The organism is Desulfoluna sp. CLI2B (assembly GCF_056847375.1).
The window spans coordinates 497,184-516,427 of record NZ_CP186557.1; the positions used below are offsets into that span (position 1 = coordinate 497,184).

The 19,244-nt window shown below is 58.5% G+C and carries 19 protein-coding genes and 1 pseudogene; 10 read left to right on the forward strand and 10 right to left on the reverse strand.

Annotated features, from left to right (window positions below; genetic code table 11):
• Positions 1-79: 79 nt before the first annotated feature.
• From ACOYW2_RS02445 to ACOYW2_RS02465, 5 genes and pseudogenes are all read left to right on the forward strand, one after another.
• Positions 80-298: an AtpZ/AtpI family protein gene (locus ACOYW2_RS02445; RefSeq protein ID WP_180136817.1), complete on the forward strand. Its 219-nt coding sequence runs from the start codon at positions 80-82 to the stop codon at positions 296-298.
• Between the two features lie 17 nt (positions 299-315).
• Complete coding sequence (locus ACOYW2_RS02450; RefSeq protein WP_482415064.1) at positions 316-702, forward strand: ATP synthase subunit I; 387 nt, start codon at positions 316-318, stop codon at positions 700-702.
• A 2-nt stretch (positions 703-704) separates the two neighbouring features.
• Positions 705-1,397 (forward strand): F0F1 ATP synthase subunit A, encoded by a 693-nt coding sequence (gene atpB, locus ACOYW2_RS02455; protein ID WP_482415065.1) that lies wholly within the window; start codon positions 705-707, stop codon positions 1,395-1,397.
• Positions 1,398-1,491: 94 nt separating this feature from the next.
• Positions 1,492-1,764, forward strand: coding sequence for an ATP synthase F0 subunit C (gene atpE, locus ACOYW2_RS02460; RefSeq protein WP_092207350.1), 273 nt, complete (start codon positions 1,492-1,494; stop codon positions 1,762-1,764).
• Positions 1,765-2,328: 564 nt separating this feature from the next.
• A pseudogene (locus tag ACOYW2_RS02465) lies at positions 2,329-2,916 on the forward strand (FHA domain-containing protein); the annotation flags it as partial.
• Here the strand turns inward: ACOYW2_RS02465 and uvrA are convergent.
• Together uvrA and pdxA are read right to left on the reverse strand one after the other, a co-directional pair.
• Positions 2,800-5,982 (reverse strand): excinuclease ABC subunit UvrA, encoded by a 3,183-nt coding sequence (uvrA, locus tag ACOYW2_RS02470; RefSeq protein WP_482769278.1) that lies wholly within the window; start codon positions 5,980-5,982, stop codon positions 2,800-2,802. The pseudogene ACOYW2_RS02465 and the gene uvrA overlap by 117 nt on opposite strands.
• A 71-nt stretch (positions 5,983-6,053) precedes the next feature.
• On the reverse strand, positions 6,054-7,067 hold the full coding sequence (pdxA, locus tag ACOYW2_RS02475) for a 4-hydroxythreonine-4-phosphate dehydrogenase PdxA (protein ID WP_482769279.1): 1,014 nt from the start codon (positions 7,065-7,067) through the stop codon (positions 6,054-6,056).
• A gap of 838 nt (positions 7,068-7,905) precedes the next feature.
• Here pdxA and dnaA point away from each other — a divergent pair.
• From dnaA to ACOYW2_RS02500, 5 genes are all read left to right on the forward strand, one after another.
• On the forward strand, positions 7,906-9,270 hold the full coding sequence (dnaA, locus tag ACOYW2_RS02480) for a chromosomal replication initiator protein DnaA (protein WP_482769280.1): 1,365 nt from the start codon (positions 7,906-7,908) through the stop codon (positions 9,268-9,270).
• Positions 9,271-9,409: 139 nt separating this feature from the next.
• Positions 9,410-9,592 (forward strand): hypothetical protein, encoded by a 183-nt coding sequence (locus ACOYW2_RS02485; RefSeq protein ID WP_180136810.1) that lies wholly within the window; start codon positions 9,410-9,412, stop codon positions 9,590-9,592.
• 10 nt (positions 9,593-9,602) lie between these two features.
• Complete coding sequence (locus ACOYW2_RS02490; protein WP_482769281.1) at positions 9,603-10,067, forward strand: FAD-binding oxidoreductase; 465 nt, start codon at positions 9,603-9,605, stop codon at positions 10,065-10,067.
• Positions 10,034-10,180, forward strand: a complete 147-nt coding sequence (locus tag ACOYW2_RS02495; protein ID WP_482769282.1) for an FAD-binding protein — start codon at positions 10,034-10,036, stop codon at positions 10,178-10,180. Before ACOYW2_RS02490 ends, ACOYW2_RS02495 begins: the two co-directional genes overlap by 34 nt.
• Positions 10,181-10,191: 11 nt before the next feature.
• Positions 10,192-10,983 carry an FAD-binding oxidoreductase gene (locus ACOYW2_RS02500; RefSeq protein ID WP_482770969.1) on the forward strand — a complete coding sequence of 264 codons (792 nt, stop codon included), beginning with the start codon at positions 10,192-10,194 and terminating at the stop codon, positions 10,981-10,983.
• 418 nt (positions 10,984-11,401) lie between these two features.
• Here ACOYW2_RS02500 and ACOYW2_RS02505 read toward each other — a convergent pair whose 3' ends face one another.
• From ACOYW2_RS02505 to ACOYW2_RS02540, 8 genes are all read right to left on the reverse strand, one after another.
• A complete protein-coding gene (locus tag ACOYW2_RS02505; RefSeq protein WP_092207334.1) occupies positions 11,402-11,599 on the reverse strand; it encodes a hypothetical protein in 198 nt (65 codons plus the stop codon).
• Positions 11,600-11,644: 45 nt separating this feature from the next.
• Positions 11,645-12,430 (reverse strand): inositol monophosphatase family protein, encoded by a 786-nt coding sequence (locus tag ACOYW2_RS02510; protein WP_482769283.1) that lies wholly within the window; start codon positions 12,428-12,430, stop codon positions 11,645-11,647.
• 84 nt (positions 12,431-12,514) lie between these two features.
• Positions 12,515-14,182: a GTPase HflX gene (hflX, locus tag ACOYW2_RS02515; RefSeq protein WP_482769284.1), complete on the reverse strand. Its 1,668-nt coding sequence runs from the start codon at positions 14,180-14,182 to the stop codon at positions 12,515-12,517.
• Positions 14,179-15,621, reverse strand: coding sequence for a replicative DNA helicase (gene dnaB / locus ACOYW2_RS02520; protein WP_343052475.1), 1,443 nt, complete (start codon positions 15,619-15,621; stop codon positions 14,179-14,181). The genes hflX and dnaB overlap by 4 nt, the downstream gene beginning before the upstream one ends.
• A gap of 241 nt (positions 15,622-15,862) precedes the next feature.
• Positions 15,863-16,333 (reverse strand): 50S ribosomal protein L9, encoded by a 471-nt coding sequence (gene rplI / locus ACOYW2_RS02525; RefSeq protein ID WP_180136806.1) that lies wholly within the window; start codon positions 16,331-16,333, stop codon positions 15,863-15,865.
• 108 nt (positions 16,334-16,441) lie between these two features.
• Complete coding sequence (rpsR, locus tag ACOYW2_RS02530; RefSeq protein WP_180136805.1) at positions 16,442-16,726, reverse strand: 30S ribosomal protein S18; 285 nt, start codon at positions 16,724-16,726, stop codon at positions 16,442-16,444.
• Position 16,727: 1 nt separating this feature from the next.
• Positions 16,728-17,192 (reverse strand): 30S ribosomal protein S6, encoded by a 465-nt coding sequence (gene rpsF, locus ACOYW2_RS02535; protein WP_482415073.1) that lies wholly within the window; start codon positions 17,190-17,192, stop codon positions 16,728-16,730.
• Between the two features lie 110 nt (positions 17,193-17,302).
• A complete protein-coding gene (locus ACOYW2_RS02540; RefSeq protein WP_482769285.1) occupies positions 17,303-19,177 on the reverse strand; it encodes an AMP-binding protein in 1,875 nt (624 codons plus the stop codon).
• Positions 19,178-19,244 lie beyond the last annotated feature (67 nt).

Below are 19,244 nucleotides of genomic sequence, written 5' to 3' on the forward strand. Positions count from 1 at the left end.
AGCAATTCGCATGATAGGTGAGTCAAGGCTGAGTTGACTTCCGTAATGCCTTGTGTTGCGGGTTCGAGGAAGGAACACTGTGAACAAAGAGATTGCTCAGATCCTCAAGGAGTTATCGTATTACAGCAGTCTGGGGCTTCAGGTTGCAATTTCGATACTGCTGGGTGTCGGCGTAGGGATTTTTCTGGATCGCTTTTTCGGAACGACCCCCGTGCTGATGCTTGTCTTCCTCGTTTTGGGTATTGCTGCCGCATTTCGGAATCTTCTTCTTGCGGTCAAAAGAAGCAAAAAACTGTAGGCGAATGGGAGATCTACATGGGGGTGCAGCAGAAAATACTGGGGTTCGTTACACGGGCCAATTGGGTGCTTCTTGCCCTGGCTGCTGTGATGGGACCCATTTTTTTTTCTGCTGACGTGGCCATGGGCCTCACCTGCGGCGCCCTCATCGTAACAGTCAATTTCCATCTCCTTGCCCGTACCCTGGAAAAGGGGCTCAGGCCCAGGAAACTTGCGTCGAGGAATGTGATCCTGGCAAAGTACTATGTCAGGTTTTTGATAAGTGCGGTACTAATCTTTTTTCTCATTTCAAAGCACCTTGTGGATCCGCTGGGGCTCATTCTCGGACTCTCTGTGGTCGTGGTGAGTGTCACCCTGGCAACGGTGTGCGAACTGATGAAACTCATCTTTAAGGAGGCGGTGTAAGGATGGCACATCCCTTTTTGTTCCTGGTTGATTTCTTTGACGTCAATGGGGCTCTTTATCATTTTGCTCACAAGTATCCCCATGTGATGTACACGTGGCTGGTGATGCTCCTGCTTGCGGGGATCGGTTTTGTTGCGGCTCGCAAGCCCGCCCTGATCCCCACCAAGGGGCAGAACTTCTTCGAAATCGTCATCGGCGGACTGGAAGATTTCCTCGTCGAGACGGTGGGGGAGGAGGGCCGCTGGTTTACCCCCCTTGCAGCCACCATTTTCATTTTTATTTTTGTCTCCAACCTCATTGGTCTGGTGCCGGGTTTCTTCCCGCCCACGGCGACCCTGAACACAACAGGCGCCTGTGCCCTGGTGGTGTTCTGCTTCACCCACTTCATCGGCGTGAAGTATCACGGGGCCAAGTACGTGAAGCACTTCATGGGCCCGGTCTGGTGGATGGTTCCCCTCATCATGCCCATTGAGATCATCGGCCACCTGGCCAGGGTGCTCTCCCTCTCGTTCCGTCTTTTCGGCAACATGATGGGTCACGAGCTGGTCCTGGGGATCCTCTTCATGCTGGCCGGTCTTTACTTTGCCCCGCTGCCCATCATGGCCCTGGGGATCTTTGTTGCCTTTGTTCAGGCCTTCGTGTTTTTCCTGCTCTCCATTATTTACTTTCAGGGCTCTCTGGAACACGCACACTGATCGGCATCGCACACTGTTTTTGGATTACACGGCTTACACATTGGGATAATGGAAGAAGCCGAATATCAATACACTCTACATTAAGGAGAAACAAATGGAAGCATTACAGTTCTTCGTGGTCAGCTCTTTTTCTGCAGCACTTGCCATCGCCATCGCAGCTTTCGGATGTGGCATCGGCCAGGGTATGGGTCTCAAAGCCGCCGTTGAAGGGATCGCAAGAAACCCCGAATCTTCCGGTAAAGTAACTGTAACCATGCTCATCGGTCTTGCCATGATCGAATCACTCTGTATCTACGCTCTGGTTATCGCGCTGATCCTTATCTACGCGCATCCCCAGGCTGCAGCCATCGCAGGTCTCCTCGGATAATTCCGGGCAACCTCGTTGTCTCTGAGTACATTCAGGGCCGGATCGTTGACACAACGATCCGGCCCTTTTTTTATTGTTTTTTGCGGGTGGAACGAGTCAGCTTGCCTCCGGCGGCCAGGTTTTTTGATAAAAGCTGGGCCAAAGACTTTTGGGTTGGCTCGTTACGTCCAAAGCCGTTGATGCACCAATCTCAGTGGCACAACCGGATGTTTGTCAGACCCAAGCCATAAAATCGGGAAAAAGGTTGGCCCCCGGCAAGGACGCCTGAGTCAACCATGAATTCAATGGCTGCTTGCGCTTTGCTATTGAAAACAGGCGCTTTAATTGTCTCGGAAAGATCCCTTGACCCTCAGAAAGCCAATCATATATAGTATGAAAGTTAAGGGCATGGTATCGGTAAGGTCACGGAGCCTTCCGGGCATGCTCCCTTTTTTATCGGGCTCATCTGTTTTTTGATCGTCCTGCTATCCAACCATTCCATCGCAACCCGTGTTTCGGCGAAGCGGTGTTGTTACTCTGGAGTTCTGGCCCATGCCGTTCCTGATATTGAAATACCAGGGAAAAATGATCCGGCAATATACCGTGGAGTATGGTCGCCCCTTATCCATCGGTCGCAATGAGAAGAACGATGTCATCATCGGCAACCTGGCCGTCTCCGGCTTTCATGCCCGTGTGGAGTTCCGTGAGAACAACGTGGTCGTATCGGACCTTGAGAGCAAGAACGGAACATACGTCAACGGAAATCGCATCAAAAAGGCGGTGTTGACAAATGGCGATGAGTTGGGGGTGGGTAAGCACCAGCTCCTCTTCTCCGAACACCGGGCCGATGTTACCTTCCAGGAGACACCCCTGACGGCCACCAAGGCAGGCAGCCTTGATGTGACCATGGCCATCGATACCTCGGAGCTGAAAAATGGCAGGCAAAAGGAGTTGAAGGGTGTTTCGGCAAAGCCCCTGCCCATCCTGGTGTTTAAGAAGGGAGGCAAGGGACGCATCGAGCTGGAGGGACGCTATACCCGCATGGGAAATGCCCGATCAAACGAGGTGGTGGTCAAAGGGTTTTTCGTGGGAAAGCGTGCGGCCACCGTGGTTCGACGTGACGACGGGTATTACCTGAACCACGTTTCCGGCCTCATCAAGCCCAGGCTCAACGGGGTGAAGGTGGGCAAGGAGCCCGTGAAACTGACCCACGGAGATACGGTCTCCCTCGGGCAATCCAATTTGCGGTTTCTCTCCAAGGTGCGCATGCGAAAGGTGGATGGTCCAGGTGACGACGACGCTCTGGATGCATCGGTTTTCCGGGCCTGATCGCCAGGCGCCATTGCGGTATCGCCTTTTAAGCCGCCCCTCCCCACGTGGGAGAGGCGGCTCCTGAGGCACGGTGTTGGGGAGGATCTCCTTGAGGTAGCGGCCGGTTACGGATCTCGGGTCGGCCGCGATCTCCTCGGGGGTGCCGACGGCCACGATATTGCCGCCGCCCTCTCCCCCTTCCGGCCCCAGGTCGATGACGTGGTCGGCACATTTGATGACATCCAGGTTGTGCTCGATGATGAGGATGGTGTTTCCCGCGTCCACCAGGCGGTTGAGGACCAGCATGAGCTTTCGGATGTCCTCCAGGTGCAGGCCGGTGGTGGGCTCGTCAAGGATGTAGACGGTGTGACCGCCTCCCTTTTTGGAGAGCTCCCTGGCGAGCTTTATGCGCTGGGCCTCGCCGCCCGACAGGGTGGTGGCGGCCTGGCCCAGGTGGATGTAGCCCATGCCCACCTCGATGAGGGTTTCCAGCTTGGCCCGCAGCACCGGATAGCTTTTGAAGAATTCAAAGGCCTGGTTTACCGTCATGTCCAGCACATCGGCGATGTTTTTCCCCCGGTAGCGCACGTCGAGGGTGTCTCGGTTGTAACGCTTTCCACCGCAGACGTCGCAGGGCACATAGACGTCGGGCAAGAAGTGCATCTCGATTTTGACGATGCCGTCTCCCTGGCACGCTTCGCAGCGTCCCCCCTTCATGTTGAAGCTGAACCGCCCCTGTTTGTACCCTCGTTCCCTGGCCTCCTTGGTTTTTGCGAAAATATCGCGAATGGCGTTGAAAAGCCCTGTATAGGTCGCCGGGTTGGATCGCGGGGTTTTGCCGATGGGGGATTGGTCGATGCCGATGACGCGGTCTACCAGGGAGAGGCCCTCAAGGCGCGTGTAATCGCCGGGACGCTCCTTGGCGCTCGAAAGCTTCTGGGAGAGGACCCGCTTCAGGGTGGTGAGCACCAGGGTGGATTTGCCCGAACCCGAGACACCGGTGACACAGGTGAGGGTCCCCAGGGGAAAGTCCACGGTGACCTCTTTCAGGTTGTTGGCCCGGGCTCCCATGAGGGTCAGGCACCCTTTGTTGTGGGGACGTCGCTTCAAAGGAGGCTCAATGCCCCGGCGGCCGGAAAAATAGAGGCCGGTGAGGGACTCTTCGCAGGCGGTGATGCCCGAAGGGGGGCCGGAGTAGACCACCTGCCCGCCCCGGATGCCGGCGGCAGGCCCCATGTCGATGAGGTGGTCTGCTGCGTAGATGGTGTCGGTGTCGTGTTCCACCACCAGAACGGTGTTGCCCAGGTCCCTGATCTTTTTCAGGGTGTCGATGAGGCGCCGGTTGTCACGCTGGTGCAGGCCGATGCTGGGTTCGTCCAGTACATAGAGAACCCCGGAGAGCTTGGAGCCGATCTGGGTGGCCAAGCGGATGCGCTGACTCTCTCCACCGGAGAGGGTGGAGGCGCCCCTGGAGAGGGAGAGGTAGGAGAGGCCCACATCGGTGAGGAAGGTGAGGCGGCTGGTGAGCTCCCGAAGGATGGGGGCCGCCACCAGGGCTGTTTTCCCGGAAAAGGAGAACTCCGAGAGGGTGGCAAGGGCTTTTTCTACGGACATAGCGGTGATGTCGGAGATGGAATGGCCGTCGATGCGAACGGCCCGGGCCAGGTCGTTGAGGCGCGAGCCCCTGCATGTGGGGCAGGGGTGTTGGGTCATGAACCGGCGGACGTCCTCTTTTTCCGATGCGGTGGTGGCGTCGTCCAGCCGCTTCTGAAGGGCGGGGATCACCCCTTCAAAGGGGGTCTCATAGGTGACCTTGCGTCCTTTTTTCTCAAAATAAAACGGGATGGCCTCCTTTCCCGATCCTTTCAGGACCACCTTTTTAAAGGAGGCGGAGAGATCTCGAAACGGTGTGTAGATGGAGGCGCCGTAATGATGGGTAAGAGCATCCAGGAATTCGGCGAATTGAACGGAGCTTCGCGAGGCCCAGGGTGCCACGGCTCCTTCCCGAAGGGAGAGGTCCGGGTCCGGGACAATGAGTTCCGGGTCGAAGCCTTCAGTGGTACCCAGGCCGCCGCAGCGCTGACAGGCCCCTTGTGGGGAGTTGAAGGAGAAGGACGCCGGCGTGTAGTCCGGCAGGGTGATGCCGCATTCGCTGCATCCTTTTTCTTCGGAGTAGAGGATGGTGTGGCGGATATCCGTGCTCCCCTCTGCAAGAAGGTCAATGCCCGCCTTGCCGTCTGCGGTGCGGGCGGCAAGTTCCAGGGAGTCGGCCAGGCGGTTTCGCATGCCCTCTTTGATGACGATGCGGTCGATGATGACGTCAAAGGGGTGGTCATCCACACGAAAGCCCTCGGGGAGATCGTCGAGTTCGTAGAGACGGCTGCCCACGCGGACCCGTGAATACCCTTCTCGCTTGAGGCGCCTGAGCATGGCTGCCGCGGCATCGGGCGCCATGGCCGGAAGGGGAGCCGTGATCAGGATACGTGTGCCTTCGGGCTCGTCGAGGACCTCGCCGATGATCTCATCCAGGGACCGGAAGCCCACCTCCTTGCCGCATGAGGGGCAATGGGGCGTGCCCGAACGTGCGAAGAGAAGTCGCAGGAAATCGTAAATTTCGGTGACGGTTCCCACCGTGGACCGGGGGTTGTGGGAGGAGCTCTTCTGCTCGATGGCGATGGCCGGTGAGAGCCCGTCGATAAAGTCGACATCGGGCTTTTCCATCTGCCCTAAAAACTGGCGGGCGTAGGTGGAAAGGGACTCCACGTATCGCCTCTGGCCTTCTGCGTAGAGGGTATCGAAGGCCAGGGAGGATTTGCCCGACCCCGAAAGCCCGGTGACCACCACCAGGGCGTTTTTGGGAAACGAGACGTCGATGTTTTTCAGGTTGTGCTGCCGGGCTCCGGATATTGTGATCTCAGGTTGAACCATGGTGTGTTTGATTCCTGATGAAGGGCATGGTGCGCCGCCTAAGGGGCGGCGCATGGTTTCCGCTGCGCGTGCTATCTGCGGATTCGGTTTCGTGCCTGCATGGCGGCCATGTGCATGGCGGAAAGGAGGCTGCCTTCCGAGGCGATGTTTTTCCATGCGATGTCGTAGGCGGTGCCGTGGTCCACGGAGGTACGGATGATGGGAAGCCCCAGGGTGGTGTTTACCCCGTCATGGAAATGGACCATCTTAAACGGAATGAGGCCCTGGTCATGGTACATGCAGACCACGGCGTCGTAATGCCCTTCGGCGGCCTTGAAAAAAACCGTGTCCGGGGGCAGGGGCTCGCTGATGGTGCATTCCGGATGCAGGGCCCGTGCTGCTTCCACGGCCGGGGCAATGAGTCGGCTCTCCTCGTCGCCGAAGAGGCCCTCTTCCCCGGCATGGGGGTTCAGGCCTGCCACACCGATGCGCGGTTTCTCCACCCCGAATCGTTCGGTGAGGGACCGGGCCGTAAGGCTGATCAGATCAGTGATCTTGGCGGGTGTGAGTTGGCGGACCACCTCCTGCAGGGGGATGTGGATGGTGACCAGCACCACCTTCAGGCGGTCTCCGGCCATCATCATGGCGAATTCCGTGGCCCGGGTGCGGGAGGCGATGAGCTCGGTGTGCCCGTGAAATTCGGATCCGGCCAGTTTCATGGCCACCTTGTGGATGGGGCCGGTGACCATGGCATCGCACTCCCCGCAAAGGGCCAGGTCCACGGAGCGGGTGATGGCGTCGATCATGGCCTGGCCGGTGCGGGCTGTGGGGGCACCGGGGACCACCTCGTCGGGGGCCAGGGAAGACACAGGGAGAAGGTCGATGGTGCCCGGGGTAAAACGGGCCTCACTGACCGAGCTGACGGTCCGGATCGTCAAGGGCACGCCGGTGGTCTCAATGGCTCTTGTCATGGTCGCTTCATCACCCACAAGCAGGGGCCGCATGTTTTCATGGGCTTTGGGGGAGTGAAAAGCCTTGGCGGCGATTTCCGGGCCGATCCCGCAGGGATCGCCCATGGTCAGGGCCAGCAGGGGAGGCTGGGTCATGTGTACTCCTTTATTATATAGGGGTGTGCCCGGATGGTAGGGCACCGACACCCTGGGGGTTCTGCCGTAGGGTTCCGGAATTCTGCGATATACGTGATGACAGCATGCGAACGGCCGGATACCGGGCTTCTTCCATCTATATATACCAGCAGCGCTGGTTCAGGGGAATGCAAAAAAGAGAATGAAAGGGACCAATGGGTGGGGCGGAAATATGTTGCCTCGGGAGGAACTCCCGGGGGCATCCCCTATGTTGTGGTAGGTGTCGGGTATGGGGCAACAGGTTGGGGGGAGGCCGGGAAAGGGGTGTTTTATGGGGCCCTTGGGGGTAACACCCCAGGGGGGGGCAGGAGAAAAAAGGGGAACTCACCTAAGGGGGCTAAATGGTGCAGTATTTGGGGTGATCAGATGGGGGGGCAGAGTGGGTATGCTGAAAAATGGAGCAAATCAGAGCAATGCAGAGAAAACGAGAGTTTTTGTGTTTGTCGTCTTTGGAAAGGAAACCGTGGATCATTCGAATATAGTTAGATAAATCTGTGTTGAAGAATTGGGAATATTTATGGGGGGTTGCGAGATCTGTTGGCTGTATTGTGTGTTATAACAATGTGTTGTGGCGTGGTGTGAAGGCGGGGCGGTGGATCCTGAAAATCGAAGATATTCGGGTTGACGGGGTCATCACGTTGGATTAATACCATTTTACATCACTATGGGGGATCCCGTCCTCTGTTTCTATCCTTGGTATTCTACAATGTATCGGGAATAATCAGAAATTTTGGTGGTTTTCTAACGAGCCCTGTAAAGGGAATAGCCTCTTATTGTTTTTTATTGGTGAGCATACTGTATGGAATCGGTTTGGAATAATGTTAAAGCTGTGCTGGCGGAAAGACTGCCCGGACACAGTTTCCGAATGTGGATTGAACCTGTAAAGTTCGAGGACAGGAGCGGGAATGACTTTCGGGTCTCGTGCCCCAACCTGTTTTCAAAGAAGCGGGTTCAGGATCACTACGGTTCCATGATTCAGAATGAAGTCCGGACCCTTCTCGGGTCAGATATCAGCCTCTGTTTTGATGTTCGCAAGGGAACAAACGGCGTAAGCCGCGGCCCCGTGGTTAAAAAGGGGTTGAAGAAGGTGGAGACCCAGCTGGTCATTCCCAACGTGGCCAACCCCGTGATGCACAGCGGCCGCATGCTGAGGCCCGACTTCACCCTGGACGACTTTGTGGTCTCCGGGAACAACGATTTTGCTTACTCAGCGGCCCTTTCCCTTGCCTCGTCCACCCAGGCACAGAACAGCTCCCTGTTTCTGCTATCCGATACGGGGATGGGCAAGAGTCACCTGACCCAGGCCATCGGTCACCACATCAACCGGAAGAAGCCCGGGGAGCGTGTCTACTACATCACGGCTGAAGACTTCACCAACGAGATGATCGGTTCGTTTAAAAACGACACCGCCGGTCAGTTCAAGGAGAAGTACCGTTCCCAGTGCGATGTATTGCTGTTGGAAGATGTCCATTTTCTGGGCGGCAAAGAGCGCACCCAGATCGAGCTGGCCATGACCCTGGATTACCTTATGGAGTCCGGCAAGAAGATCATGTTCTCCAGCTGCTATCTGCCCAATGACATTCCCAAGATGAACGAGCAGCTGGCATCCCGGTTTACCTCCGGGCTGATCTCTCCCATCGAGGACCCCAACTTCAGGACCCGCGTTCGGATCCTGAAAAAGAAGGCCGCCAAAAAAGGGCACCAGCTCCCCATGGATATCATTGAGTACCTGGCCGGTGAACTCACCGACAACATTCGGCAGCTGGAAAGCGGCCTGGTGTCCGTGACGGCCAAGTCTTCCCTCATGGGTGTTCCCCTGGATCTTGATCTGGCGGAAAGCGTGGTGAAGAACATCGCCACCAAGAAGAAGCGCGTTACCATTGATGTGATCAAAAAGCTTGTCTGTCGTGAATTTAATATCACACCCACCGACATTGTATCCAAGTCACGAAAAAAGACCATCGTGAAACCCCGCCAGGTGGCCATCTACCTCTCACGCCGATACACCGACCAGCCCCTTCAGGCCATTGGGAAAAATTTCAATCGGTACCACGCAACGGTCATGCATGCCGTGGGAACCATTGAAAAGGACATCCGTCAGGAAGTCCAGATGCGAAATCAGATCGAGTATCTTTCCAGAAAGATTGAAAACGGCGATTTTTAGGACGGTTTTCTGAAGAAGCATGCAGAGGCATTGCTGCGACGAAGACCGTTTGAAGGCGTGTTGTTTTTGTGCTCTCACGTAAACAATGATCGCGTGTAAGCGAGTGGTTTTTTCCTTTCACCTTCAGCTGGAGGGTCTTATGATTTCATCGAATGAACCCGTCTGGGGATCTGACAATAAAAAGAAACGTCGCATCCAGGAGATCCTGGAAAAGTTGAATCGGGCCGAGGTCATCGCCCGCGGCCTGGGCATTGAACCTCACGAAATTATCCGCCTCAAAGAGGAGGGGCTTCGTGAGCTGGACCGCCAGAAACACTGGTAGTGGGGACAACATGGAATTAAGGAGAAAGGCGCGTTCCGCCCTTGCGAAAATATACGGGAAGGAGCGTCTGAAGACATCAAAGGAAGACTGCGTCTGCTACGCGTACGATGCGCGAAATGCGCGATGCATTCCCGATGCGGTGGTGTTTCCCGAAAGTGCCGAGGAGATCTCCCGCACCCTGACCCTGGCCTCTGAGCTGGGATTTCCCGTGGTACCCAGGGGAAGCGGGACGGGAACCACCGGGGGCTCGGTGGCCGTTGAAGGTGGCGTGGTTCTTGTGACCACCCTCATGAACCGCATCGTCGAGATCGATACGGACAATTTTACCGCCGAAGTGGAGCCCGGAGTGATCACCGGCGATTTTCACAGGGCCGTGGAGGCCAAGGTCAACCCCGGCTGCCGGATCCTTCCAGCGCAGGGATCTCCACCCTGGGTGGGAACGTGGCCGAGTGCGCGGGCGGTCCCCGGGCCGTGAAGTACGGCGTGACCCGGGACTATGTCCTGGGGGTGGAGGCGGTCCTGCCCACAGGGGAGATCGTCCATACCGGCGTGCGAACCGCCAAGGGTGTGGTGGATAGACTGATCTGACCCGCCTTTTGGTGGGGTCCGAGGGGACCCTGGCCGTCATCACCCGGATTCTGCTCAAGCTCTTGCCGCTGCCTGCAGCCACCGCCACCCTCAAGGTTTCCTTTGAAAGCATGGAAGAGGCGGCCGAAGCCGTCTCAAAGATCATCGCTTCAGGGACCCTGCCCCGTTGCGTGGAGTACATGGACGAAGCCTCCATTGTCTGCGCCCAGTCCATTGCCGACCTGGAGCTTCCTGAAGGGTGCCGTTCCATTTTGCTCATCGAGGTGGACGGCTCTGCATCGGAGGTGGCCACCTCCATGGAAGAAGTGGTAACCATCGTCAAGGAAGCGGGAGCCATGGCCGTGGAGGAGGCCCGTGACGCCGAAGAGGCCAAGCGCCTCTGGATGGTGCGCAAGAAGGTGTCGCCTGCCCTCTACCTCTTCGGGCCGGACAAGATCAACGAAGACATCGTGGTACCCCGAAGCGCCATTCCCAAGATGGTCAAAAAGATCGAAGCCCTCAAAAAAGAGTACGGCCTTCCCATGGTGAGCTTCGGCCACGCCGGGGATGGTAACATCCACTTCAACGTCATGATCGATAAAAAGGACGCAGCCCAAAAGGGCCAGGGGGCTGATGCCGTCATCGACGAGATCTTCGACCACACCCTGGCCCTGGGCGGGACCCTCTCCGGCGAACACGGGGTGGGGATCACCAAACGGGAGTACATCGGAAGAGAGATCGGGGAGAAAGAGCTGGAGATCATGAGGGGCATCAAAAAACTCTTCGACCCCAAGGGCATCCTCAATCCGTCCAAGATTTTTTGACGCGTAAATGCCTCGCCTCCGGCGGCCAGGGGATAAACCCCTGGACCCCAGGTTGCCGATGGCCTCCCACGTTCCTCGGGGACAGGCCATTGGCCAAGGTTTCTCGATTATTAAAACACGTATTCCCAATCTGCTTTCAGGGAGGCGCAACGTTCCACCGGAGGCAGCGCGGTTAAATCCATAATGGACACGTAGCGACAACCTATCCTGTTACGTCGAAGCTTGTGAGCCAGCCCGTACAAGCCCTCAGCGGTTAATAGCTTTCGAGGTGGCTCACCTCGCCGCCGGAGGCACGCTTTTTGCGCGTTACTTTGTTTTGTATGGCTGAGGCGTCGTATGAAAAAACAAAAACCCGCCAGGGCACCTCGATATGGGGTGAGGTCCTGTCGGGTTTTTTTGATGGTGTGTCGTGTGGTGCTTACTGGAGCCGTGCGGGCATGGCCTCGGTGTTCATGAGGTCCTCGATGAGCTCCATGCGATCGTTCTGGTCCCGCTCGATGATGCATTTCAGGCAAAGGGCGCAGTGTTTGGTGCACACCTTGTCGTTGATGTCGAAGTTGCCGAAGCAGTCGAGGTAGGCTTCCGATTTCTGGACGAAGACAATATCGTTATGCATAGGTCCCCTTATGGTTTAATGGCGTTTCGGTACCCTGTTGGTGCCTCAGGCCGTTGATGTCGTCAGCAGTGTCATCATGTCGTTGTGAATCTTGCCGTTGGTGGCAAGCATTTCTGCGTCCCCGGGCGTAAAGGTCTCGCCGCTGAAGCCGGTGACGCGGGCCCCTGCCTCCTGGGCGATGAGGACCCCGGCAGCCGTGTCCCAGGCTTTGAGGTTCTCTTCCCAGAAGCCGTCAAATCGTCCGGCGGCCAGGTAACAGAGATCCAGGGCGGCGGATCCCAGGCGGCGAACCCCCTGGGCGGCGTCCAGGCAGGCCTCGAACCGTGCCATGAGTCCGGGCAGGATTTCTCTGGCGTTGTAGGGAAACCCGGTGACCAGAAGGCTCTCCTCCAGGCTCGGGGAATCGCTCACCGAGATGGAGCGTCCGCAGAGAAAGGCGCCTTCGCCTTTGGTTGCCGTGAAGAGTTCGTTGGTGACGGGGTTGAAGACCACCCCGAAGCAGGTCTCGCCGTGGGCCTGGAAGGCAATGGAGATGGAGAAGAGCGGCAGGCCGTGGGCAAAGTTTGTGGTGCCGTCCAGGGGGTCGATGACCCAGCGGTACGGGCTTTTTTTCTCGGTTGCCCCGCTCTCCTCGGCCAGGATGTCGTGGTCGGGAAAAGCCCGGGTCAAGGTCTCGATGATGGCCTTTTCCGAGGCTGTGTCCGCCTCGGTGACCAGGTCGATGCGCCCTTTGCGGTCGATGCGAAAGGAGCCGTTCACCATGTCGGCGAGGATTTTTCCCCCTTTGAAAACAGCGGAAAGGGCCGTATTTTTAATTGCTTCCATCTTCATGGGTACCACATGTATCCTTTTTGTCCCGGCGAGTCAACATCTATGATGGCACACGGTGCATGACAGCACATCTTGTGTTGCCGTCTACTCCTCAAGGCCCGGGTCATCCTCCGGGAGCTGGTCGGTGATGAGGGTCTCGATCTGGTCTTCGATGCGGTGGAGCAGCGGGGTCAGTGTGGCCCGGTTGAGGGCGGAGATGAACAGGCCGCCGTGTTCCCGTGAAAGCGCTTCACGCCGCTCTTCATCGGTCTGGTCCATCTTGTTGAAGATCTTGAGGACCGGGATGGAATCGAGTTTCAGGTCCGAGAGGATTTTTTCCACGGAGTCGATCTGCTTTTCACACTGGGGGTTGGAGGCATCAATGATGTGAAGCAGGAGGTCCGCCGACTCCAACTCCTCCAGGGTGGCCCGGAAGGAGACCATGAGCTCTTTGGGCAGGTCCCGGATAAACCCCACGGTGTCGGTGATGATCACCTCGATGTCCTTGGGAAACCTTAAGCGCCGACTGGACGGGTCCAGGGTGGCAAAGAGGCGGTCTTCGGCCAGGACCTTGCTCTGGGTGAGGGTGTTTAAGAGGGTTGATTTCCCTGCGTTGGTGTAGCCCACGATGGAGACCACGGGCACCCCTTTGCGGTTTCTTCTGGCCCGCTGCTGGCCGCGCTGTTTCTTGACGTTTTCGATCTGTTTGGTCAGGGTGGTGATGCGGTCCCTGACCCGCCGCCGGTTGAGTTCCAGCTTGGTTTCTCCGGGGCCCCTGCCGCCGATGCCACCGGTGAGCCGGCTCATGGCGGTGTTCAAGGTGATGAGCCGGGGCAGCATGTACTTGAGCTGTGCCAGCTCCACCTGGAGCTTGCCCTCCCGGGTCTGGGCGCGCCGGGCAAAGATGTCCAGGATCATCTGGGTTCTGTCGATGACCTTGATCTCCACCTGGTCGGTGATGGACCTGATCTGGGCCGGGGAGAGCTCCTGATCGAAGATGAGGATGGTGGCCCCTTTCTGCATGGCGGCGATGGTGATCTCGCTGAGCTTGCCGCGACCCAGAAGGTGCTTGGGGTCGCTTTTTTTGCGGATCTGGAGCACCGTTTCCAGGATGTCGATGTTGCAGGAGCGGGCCAGTTCGTCCAGTTCCCGGAGGGAGGCCATGGCCTCTTTTCTGGGGCGGGTGGTGACGCTTACCAGGATGGCGCGCTCTTCGGCGTCTCCGGCGGACAGGACCCGCTCTTTGCGGGAGAGCTCCTCTTCCACTTCGCGGACGATGACGTCAAGGTCGTCCCGAAGGTGGCCCGGGGCCATGGGGGGGAGTTCCCGGGTGGGTTCGCCGGTGGCCCCTGCGGTGACATGGGCGGTGTGCACCCTGTGGACCGATCCGTCTGCGGTGAGGGTGACGGCGGCCATGAGGTCGAAGCGCAACAGGGCCAGGTCGGTGTGGTCGTCCCGGGTGAGCCCCTCGTTCTCCCGGAGGTGGGTGTGGATGTAGCGCAGGCCCGAGAGGCGTCCGGGCAGGGGGCTGTACCCTTTAAGCTCCGGGATGTAGATCTGGTCCGGGGTCCCTGCGATAACAAACTCCACCTTGCCTGCGCGGCTCACAAGGACGGCCACCTGCCTGCGGATGTCGTGGCTGATGGCGGCCAGCTCATGGGCCAGCTCGGCGTTCACCGCATAGCCCTGGGGGAGTCTGCGTCGGTAGAGGGATTCGAGTCGTTTTTTCTGGTTGGCCTTCAGGCCGTCGGTGTGACCGTGTACTTTTTTCATTCGCTGTCCGGAAGGGCGTAGTCGCCGATGGCGGCGTTTTCAAATCGGGTGTATTTGCCGATAAAGGTGAGGTGGGCCGTGCCCACGGCGCCGTTACGGTTTTTGGCGACGATGATTTCGGCCTTACCTTTGTTGGGGTTGTTCTCTTCCTTATTATAGACCTCGTCGCGGTAGATGAAGGCGACGATGTCGGCGTCCTGCTCCAGGGAGCCCGATTCCCTCAAGTCCGAGAGCAGGGGGCGTTTTTCCGCACGCTGCTCCAGCATACGGTTCAGCTGGGACAGGGCGATAACCGGTACATCCATCTCCTTGGCAAGTCCCTTGAGGGATCGGGAGATCTCCGCGATTTCAAGGTCACGGCGGTCCCCGGTGGTACCGGAGCCCCGCATGAGCTGAAGGTAGTCCACGATGATGAGGCCCAGCTCGCGGTCGGCCTTGAGGCGGCGGCACTTGGCCCGGATCTCCATGACGCTGATGTTGGGGGTGTCGTCGATGTAGAGGGGGGCCTGGCTGATGACGCCGGCCGCTTCCGTGACCCGCTCCCAGTCTTCTGCGCCGATGGTGCCGCTTTTGAGTTTTTCGGAGTTGACCCTTGCCTCGGCGGTGAGTAGTCGCATGGAGAGCTGCTCACAGCCCATTTCAAGGGAGAAGATGGCCACCAGCTTCTCTTCGAGGACCGCCACGTTCCGTGCCAGGTTGAGAACAAAGGCGGTTTTGCCCATACTGGGTCGGGCCGCCAGGATGATGAGGTCGGTTTTCTGCAGGCCCGAGGTGAGCTTGTCCACCTGGGTATAGCCCGTGGGAACTCCGGTGAAGTCGCTGCCGCTGTTCTGGCGCTCCTCCAGGGTGGTGATGTTGCTGTTGATGAGATCGTTGATGTGGGAGAAGGAGGGTTTGATCTTCGAGTTGGAGATCTCGTAGATGGATCCTTCGGCTGTGTCGATGATGGACTCCACGGCTCCCTGCTCTTCCATGCAGTCGTTGATGATGTGAGAGCAGGTCTCAATCATGCGCCGCAGGGAGGATTTGTCCCGGATGATCTCGGCGTGTTTTACCGCGTTGACCGAGTAGGGGGCGCGGTCCACAAGCTGGGAGAGATAGGCGGCACCGCCCACCTCGTCTAATTGCCCTTTTTCCTTGAGCCGGTTGGCCAGGGTCACGATATCCACCGGTTCGGACCGGGCAAAGAGTTCGGCCATGGACTCGAAGATCTTTTCGTGGGCCGGCTTGTAAAAGTCCGGGGGGGTCAGCATCTCAATGACATCCACCAGGGTGTCGTTGTCGATGAGAATAGAGCTCAGGATGGATTCTTCCGCGTCCAGGGCGTGGGGCGGCAGTTTTCCCCGGGTGCCGCCTTCGTCATTTGAAGGGTAGCCGTCCATGGGGCGGTTGCCGGTGGATTTCTTCCTGGGCTTGGGTGGGGCAAAGTTCGTGAGCATGGTGCGCTGGTCTCTTTTTTATCGTCTTTGGGTCTGTCGGGGTTCGGGGTGGACATGCGCTGGTTAAGAGCTATCAGGTCCCCGGGGTGTTGGCAATGTTTTTGCTCATGCCTGTGGAGCAACCCGGCGGGAAGAGCCGTAAGGGGCGGCTTCCCAGGGTCGGCGCCAAACGAAAAAAGGGGGGCTGCCGGTCTTCGGCTGCCCCCCTTTGCGGCTTTTCACTGGTGGAACGGAGAGGTGATTACTCCTCTTCGCCTTCCTTGGCTTCCGCCTTCACCTCAACGGTGATTTCAGGCTCCACGTCCTTGTAGAGACGGACGGGAATCTTGTAGGTGCCCAGCTCCTTGATGGGAGCGGCCAGAAGCAGCATGCGCTTCTCGATGGTGACTTCCTGGCCCTTGAGGGCTTCCAGGATGTCCTGGGCAGTGATGGAACCGTAGAGGCGCTCTTCCTGGCTGACCTTGGCCATGAGGGTGCAGGAGATCTCCTGTACTTTTTTGGCCAGCTCTTCAGCCTGCTCGCGCTCTTTGGCGATCTGGAGTTCAAATCGAGCTTTCTGCTGCTCCAGAAGCTTTCTGTTCTGGGGCGTGGCAAGAACGGCTTTCCCGCGGGGGAGGAGGTAGTTGCGTGCGTAGCCGTCCGCAACGGTAGCCTCGGTGCCGATGATGCCCAGAGTGTCGATGGTTTCCGTTAAAATAACTTTCGTTGCCATATTATCCTCCGCTGAAGGGGGGCACCCCTTCAAAGTGAACCCGGAACCGTGTCCGGATTTCCGGCGTTGTTCAGTTGGTCATCGAAGCGGCGCATGGCCGACTTCGCATTATGATTCCAGGTTTCCGACGTAAGGAAGCAGTGCGATGGTACGTGCGCGCTTGATCTCACGGGTAAGGATTCGCTGGTGCTTGGCACAGGTGCCGGTAATGCGACGGGGAATAATCTTACCGCGCTCAGAGATGAAGTACTTGAGTACGCGGGTTTCCTTGTAGTCGATGACGATGCTGGAGTCGGCACAGAAACGGCAGACCTTCCTGCGGTGGTAAGTCCTTTTACGGCCTCCCTTGCGTCCGGGTTTCCCTTTTCCTTTTCCTCGTGCTGGTGCGGCCATCTTAGTCCTCCTCTTTGGTCTCAGGTTCTGCAGGTTCCTCAGCTTTTTCCTCTTCGGCAGGTGCGTCGGCAGCGGGAGCTTCTTCGGCTTTTTCTGCTTCAGCTTCAGGTGCAGCTTCTGCCTCAGCGGCAGCGGCTTCAGCCTGCTCTTTTTCTGCGAGGACGTCGTCGGGGTTGACGTCGTCGCCGAGGATGATGGTCATGAACTTGAGGAATTTGTCGTCAAGACGGAAGTTTCGTTCCAGCTCGGAAATGAGGGTGCCGTCGCCGCAGAAATCAACGCGGACATACTGTCCACGGGCTTTTTTGCGGATGTCGTAAGCCAGCTTGCGTACGCCCCAGTCATCGAACTCGATCAGGACGCCTTTGTAGGCAGCGATGATCTCTTTGACCTTGTCGTAACGCTGGTTGCGGACCTCCTCGCCCAGATCGGGATCGAGGATGAATACGGTTTCGTAACGTCTCATGTAACCTCCTTATGGATGTAAAGCCCTGTTATTTAAGACAGAGCAAGGATCGGTAGGCCGGTGTCGGCCTCGAAAAAACTACCCTTATTAACACCCTTTCCAAAAAGATGTCAAGGGGTGATGCGCAGGGCGTGGGCGCGCGCGAGCTCCCGTATCTTTTTCTTGTCCAGTTTCTGCACGGGGGTCAGGGGCATTTCGTCCACAAAAAAGACGGATCGGGGAACCGCGTAGCGGGCCACGCGCTCTTTGAGGAAGGCGATGAAGTCCTCCGGGGTGACCCGCCCCTTGTACCCTGGCTTGGGTTGAACGCAGATGATCACCCGTTCGCTCCCCTCCCGGTTGCCGTCCGGGACCCCGACGGTTGCCGCGTGTTCTGTGGCCGGGTGGCTGTAGAGGATGTCGTCCACTTCCCGGGAGTAGACTTTGTAACCCGAGACATTGATCATGTCCTTGGTGCGGTCCACGATGCGGAAGTAGCCCTGGGGGTCCACGGTGACCACATCGCCGGTGTGGACATAGCCTGCCTCGTCGATGCCGCTTCCCGCATCGGGCCAGTAGCCTTTCATGCGCTGGGGGCCTTTAAGGAGCATCTCCCCACGGACCCCGGACGGAAAATCATCCATATCGGCAAGGGGCTCACCCGTTGCCGTGTCGGTGATTCGTACGCGTGTGTCGGGCAGGGGGATGCCCGTGGCCCCCGGTTTTTCCACGGCGGGTTTTTCGGTGTCGGACGGTCGGGAGAATTTGAGGAGAAGGGCGATGGCCCGGGTGACCATGGTGCCGACGGCCCTGGGCCCCAGCAGCCCAAGGGCGCGGTTGAGCGCAGGGCAGAGGCCCGGGATTCCCAGGACGGCGGTGAGAATGCGCTGGGGCAGTCTCCCGCCTGCGATGCGCAGGAGAAGGGAGGGGTTCAGGTGGGTGCTGGGGGACATCTCCGACAGGCCGTAGCCTTCCATGATGGCTCCCTTGCCCTTGGTTTCAAATTGTTTCTGGGTGCTCGGGGGCAGGGGCGCCGAGCCGGAAACCCCCAGAAGGGCAAATCCTTTCAGCTCTTTTTCCGCCATTTTCATGAACTGGGCCGGGACCCCGAGCTGCAGCAGGGGGCGGTGGGCGCGGATCATGTTCACCATGGCCTCGGTGTCCCTGGCGTCGGGGAGGAGGATTTGGTTGTAGCCCTCCAGGGTCATGGTGTGCATGATGACATGGCCGTATGAGTGAAAGAGGGGCAGGCCGATAAGGGCGGTGATGTTGCCCCGGAGCAGCGTTTTGACGCGTCCGAAGGCCCAGCTGTTCTGCAGGGAGTTGCAGTAGATGTTGCGGTGGGTAAGCATGCATCCCTTGGGGACGCCGGTGGTCCCGCCGGTGAAGAGGATCATCTCCAGGTCTTTTTCCGGGTCAATGGGCCGGTCCGGTGGGGCGCAGGGCGTCTCTGCGATGAGCTGCGTCAGCCAGTGGCCCTGGCACGGGAGCCCGGCCAGTGGTTCCGGAGGGGCGGGGTGGGCGGAGTAGTCTGACAGTTTGGAGACGATCACCTGCTCCAATGCGGTTGTTTCGGCAAGGGCACGGGCGTGGGGCAGGGCGTCGTCCAGGGTGATGAGGGCCCGCGGCGTGCATGCGTCGAATTTCTGTTGAAGATGGGGCACGGGCTCCAGGGTGGAGCAGGGGACGTGGACCAGGCCGGCACGGCTGATGGCGTAGTCCGCCACCACAAACTGGACGGAGGTGGGCAGCAGGGTGGCCACGCGGTCGCCCTTGGCAAGGCCGAGCCCGGCCAGGGCCGTGGCCAGGCGATGGGCCATTTCGCGAACCCGGGGGTAGGTGACCAGGGAACCCATCTGGATCAGGCCTCGTTTTGGAAAGCGCCGGGCCGCTTGATCGAGGATGGCGTAGGCCGGTGCGTCGGGATAGGGCTCCAGTGTTTCCGGGATGCCCAGGATGCGGTACTCCCTGCTCCAGGGCAGGGCGGTGTCCTTGCGGGTGGTCATGCCGCTCTCCTTTGGGATTGGCGCGGGTCGGCCAGGGGGCTCCGCTCAGGGGTGAGCCTGTATTGGG

What these genes read in the sequence shown, in the direction of transcription:
- ACOYW2_RS02450 (WP_482415064.1), top strand. Translation starts at nt 316, where the DNA reads ATGGGGGTGCAGCAGAAAATACTGGGGTTCGTTACACGGGCCAATTGG.
- atpB (WP_482415065.1), top strand. Translation starts at nt 705, where the DNA reads ATGGCACATCCCTTTTTGTTCCTGGTTGATTTCTTTGACGTCAATGGG.
- atpE (WP_092207350.1), top strand. Translation starts at nt 1,492, where the DNA reads ATGGAAGCATTACAGTTCTTCGTGGTCAGCTCTTTTTCTGCAGCACTT.
- uvrA (WP_482769278.1), bottom strand. Translation starts at nt 5,982, where the DNA reads ATGGTTCAACCTGAGATCACAATATCCGGAGCCCGGCAGCACAACCTG.
- pdxA (WP_482769279.1), bottom strand. Translation starts at nt 7,067, where the DNA reads ATGACCCAGCCTCCCCTGCTGGCCCTGACCATGGGCGATCCCTGCGGG.
- dnaA (WP_482769280.1), top strand. Translation starts at nt 7,906, where the DNA reads ATGGAATCGGTTTGGAATAATGTTAAAGCTGTGCTGGCGGAAAGACTG.
- ACOYW2_RS02485 (WP_180136810.1), top strand. Translation starts at nt 9,410, where the DNA reads ATGATTTCATCGAATGAACCCGTCTGGGGATCTGACAATAAAAAGAAA.
- ACOYW2_RS02490 (WP_482769281.1), top strand. Translation starts at nt 9,603, where the DNA reads ATGGAATTAAGGAGAAAGGCGCGTTCCGCCCTTGCGAAAATATACGGG.
- ACOYW2_RS02505 (WP_092207334.1), bottom strand. Translation starts at nt 11,599, where the DNA reads ATGCATAACGATATTGTCTTCGTCCAGAAATCGGAAGCCTACCTCGAC.
- ACOYW2_RS02510 (WP_482769283.1), bottom strand. Translation starts at nt 12,430, where the DNA reads ATGAAGATGGAAGCAATTAAAAATACGGCCCTTTCCGCTGTTTTCAAA.
- hflX (WP_482769284.1), bottom strand. Translation starts at nt 14,182, where the DNA reads ATGAAAAAAGTACACGGTCACACCGACGGCCTGAAGGCCAACCAGAAA.
- dnaB (WP_343052475.1), bottom strand. Translation starts at nt 15,621, where the DNA reads ATGCTCACGAACTTTGCCCCACCCAAGCCCAGGAAGAAATCCACCGGC.
- rplI (WP_180136806.1), bottom strand. Translation starts at nt 16,333, where the DNA reads ATGGCAACGAAAGTTATTTTAACGGAAACCATCGACACTCTGGGCATC.
- rpsR (WP_180136805.1), bottom strand. Translation starts at nt 16,726, where the DNA reads ATGGCCGCACCAGCACGAGGAAAAGGAAAAGGGAAACCCGGACGCAAG.
- rpsF (WP_482415073.1), bottom strand. Translation starts at nt 17,192, where the DNA reads ATGAGACGTTACGAAACCGTATTCATCCTCGATCCCGATCTGGGCGAG.
- ACOYW2_RS02540 (WP_482769285.1), bottom strand. Translation starts at nt 19,177, where the DNA reads ATGACCACCCGCAAGGACACCGCCCTGCCCTGGAGCAGGGAGTACCGC.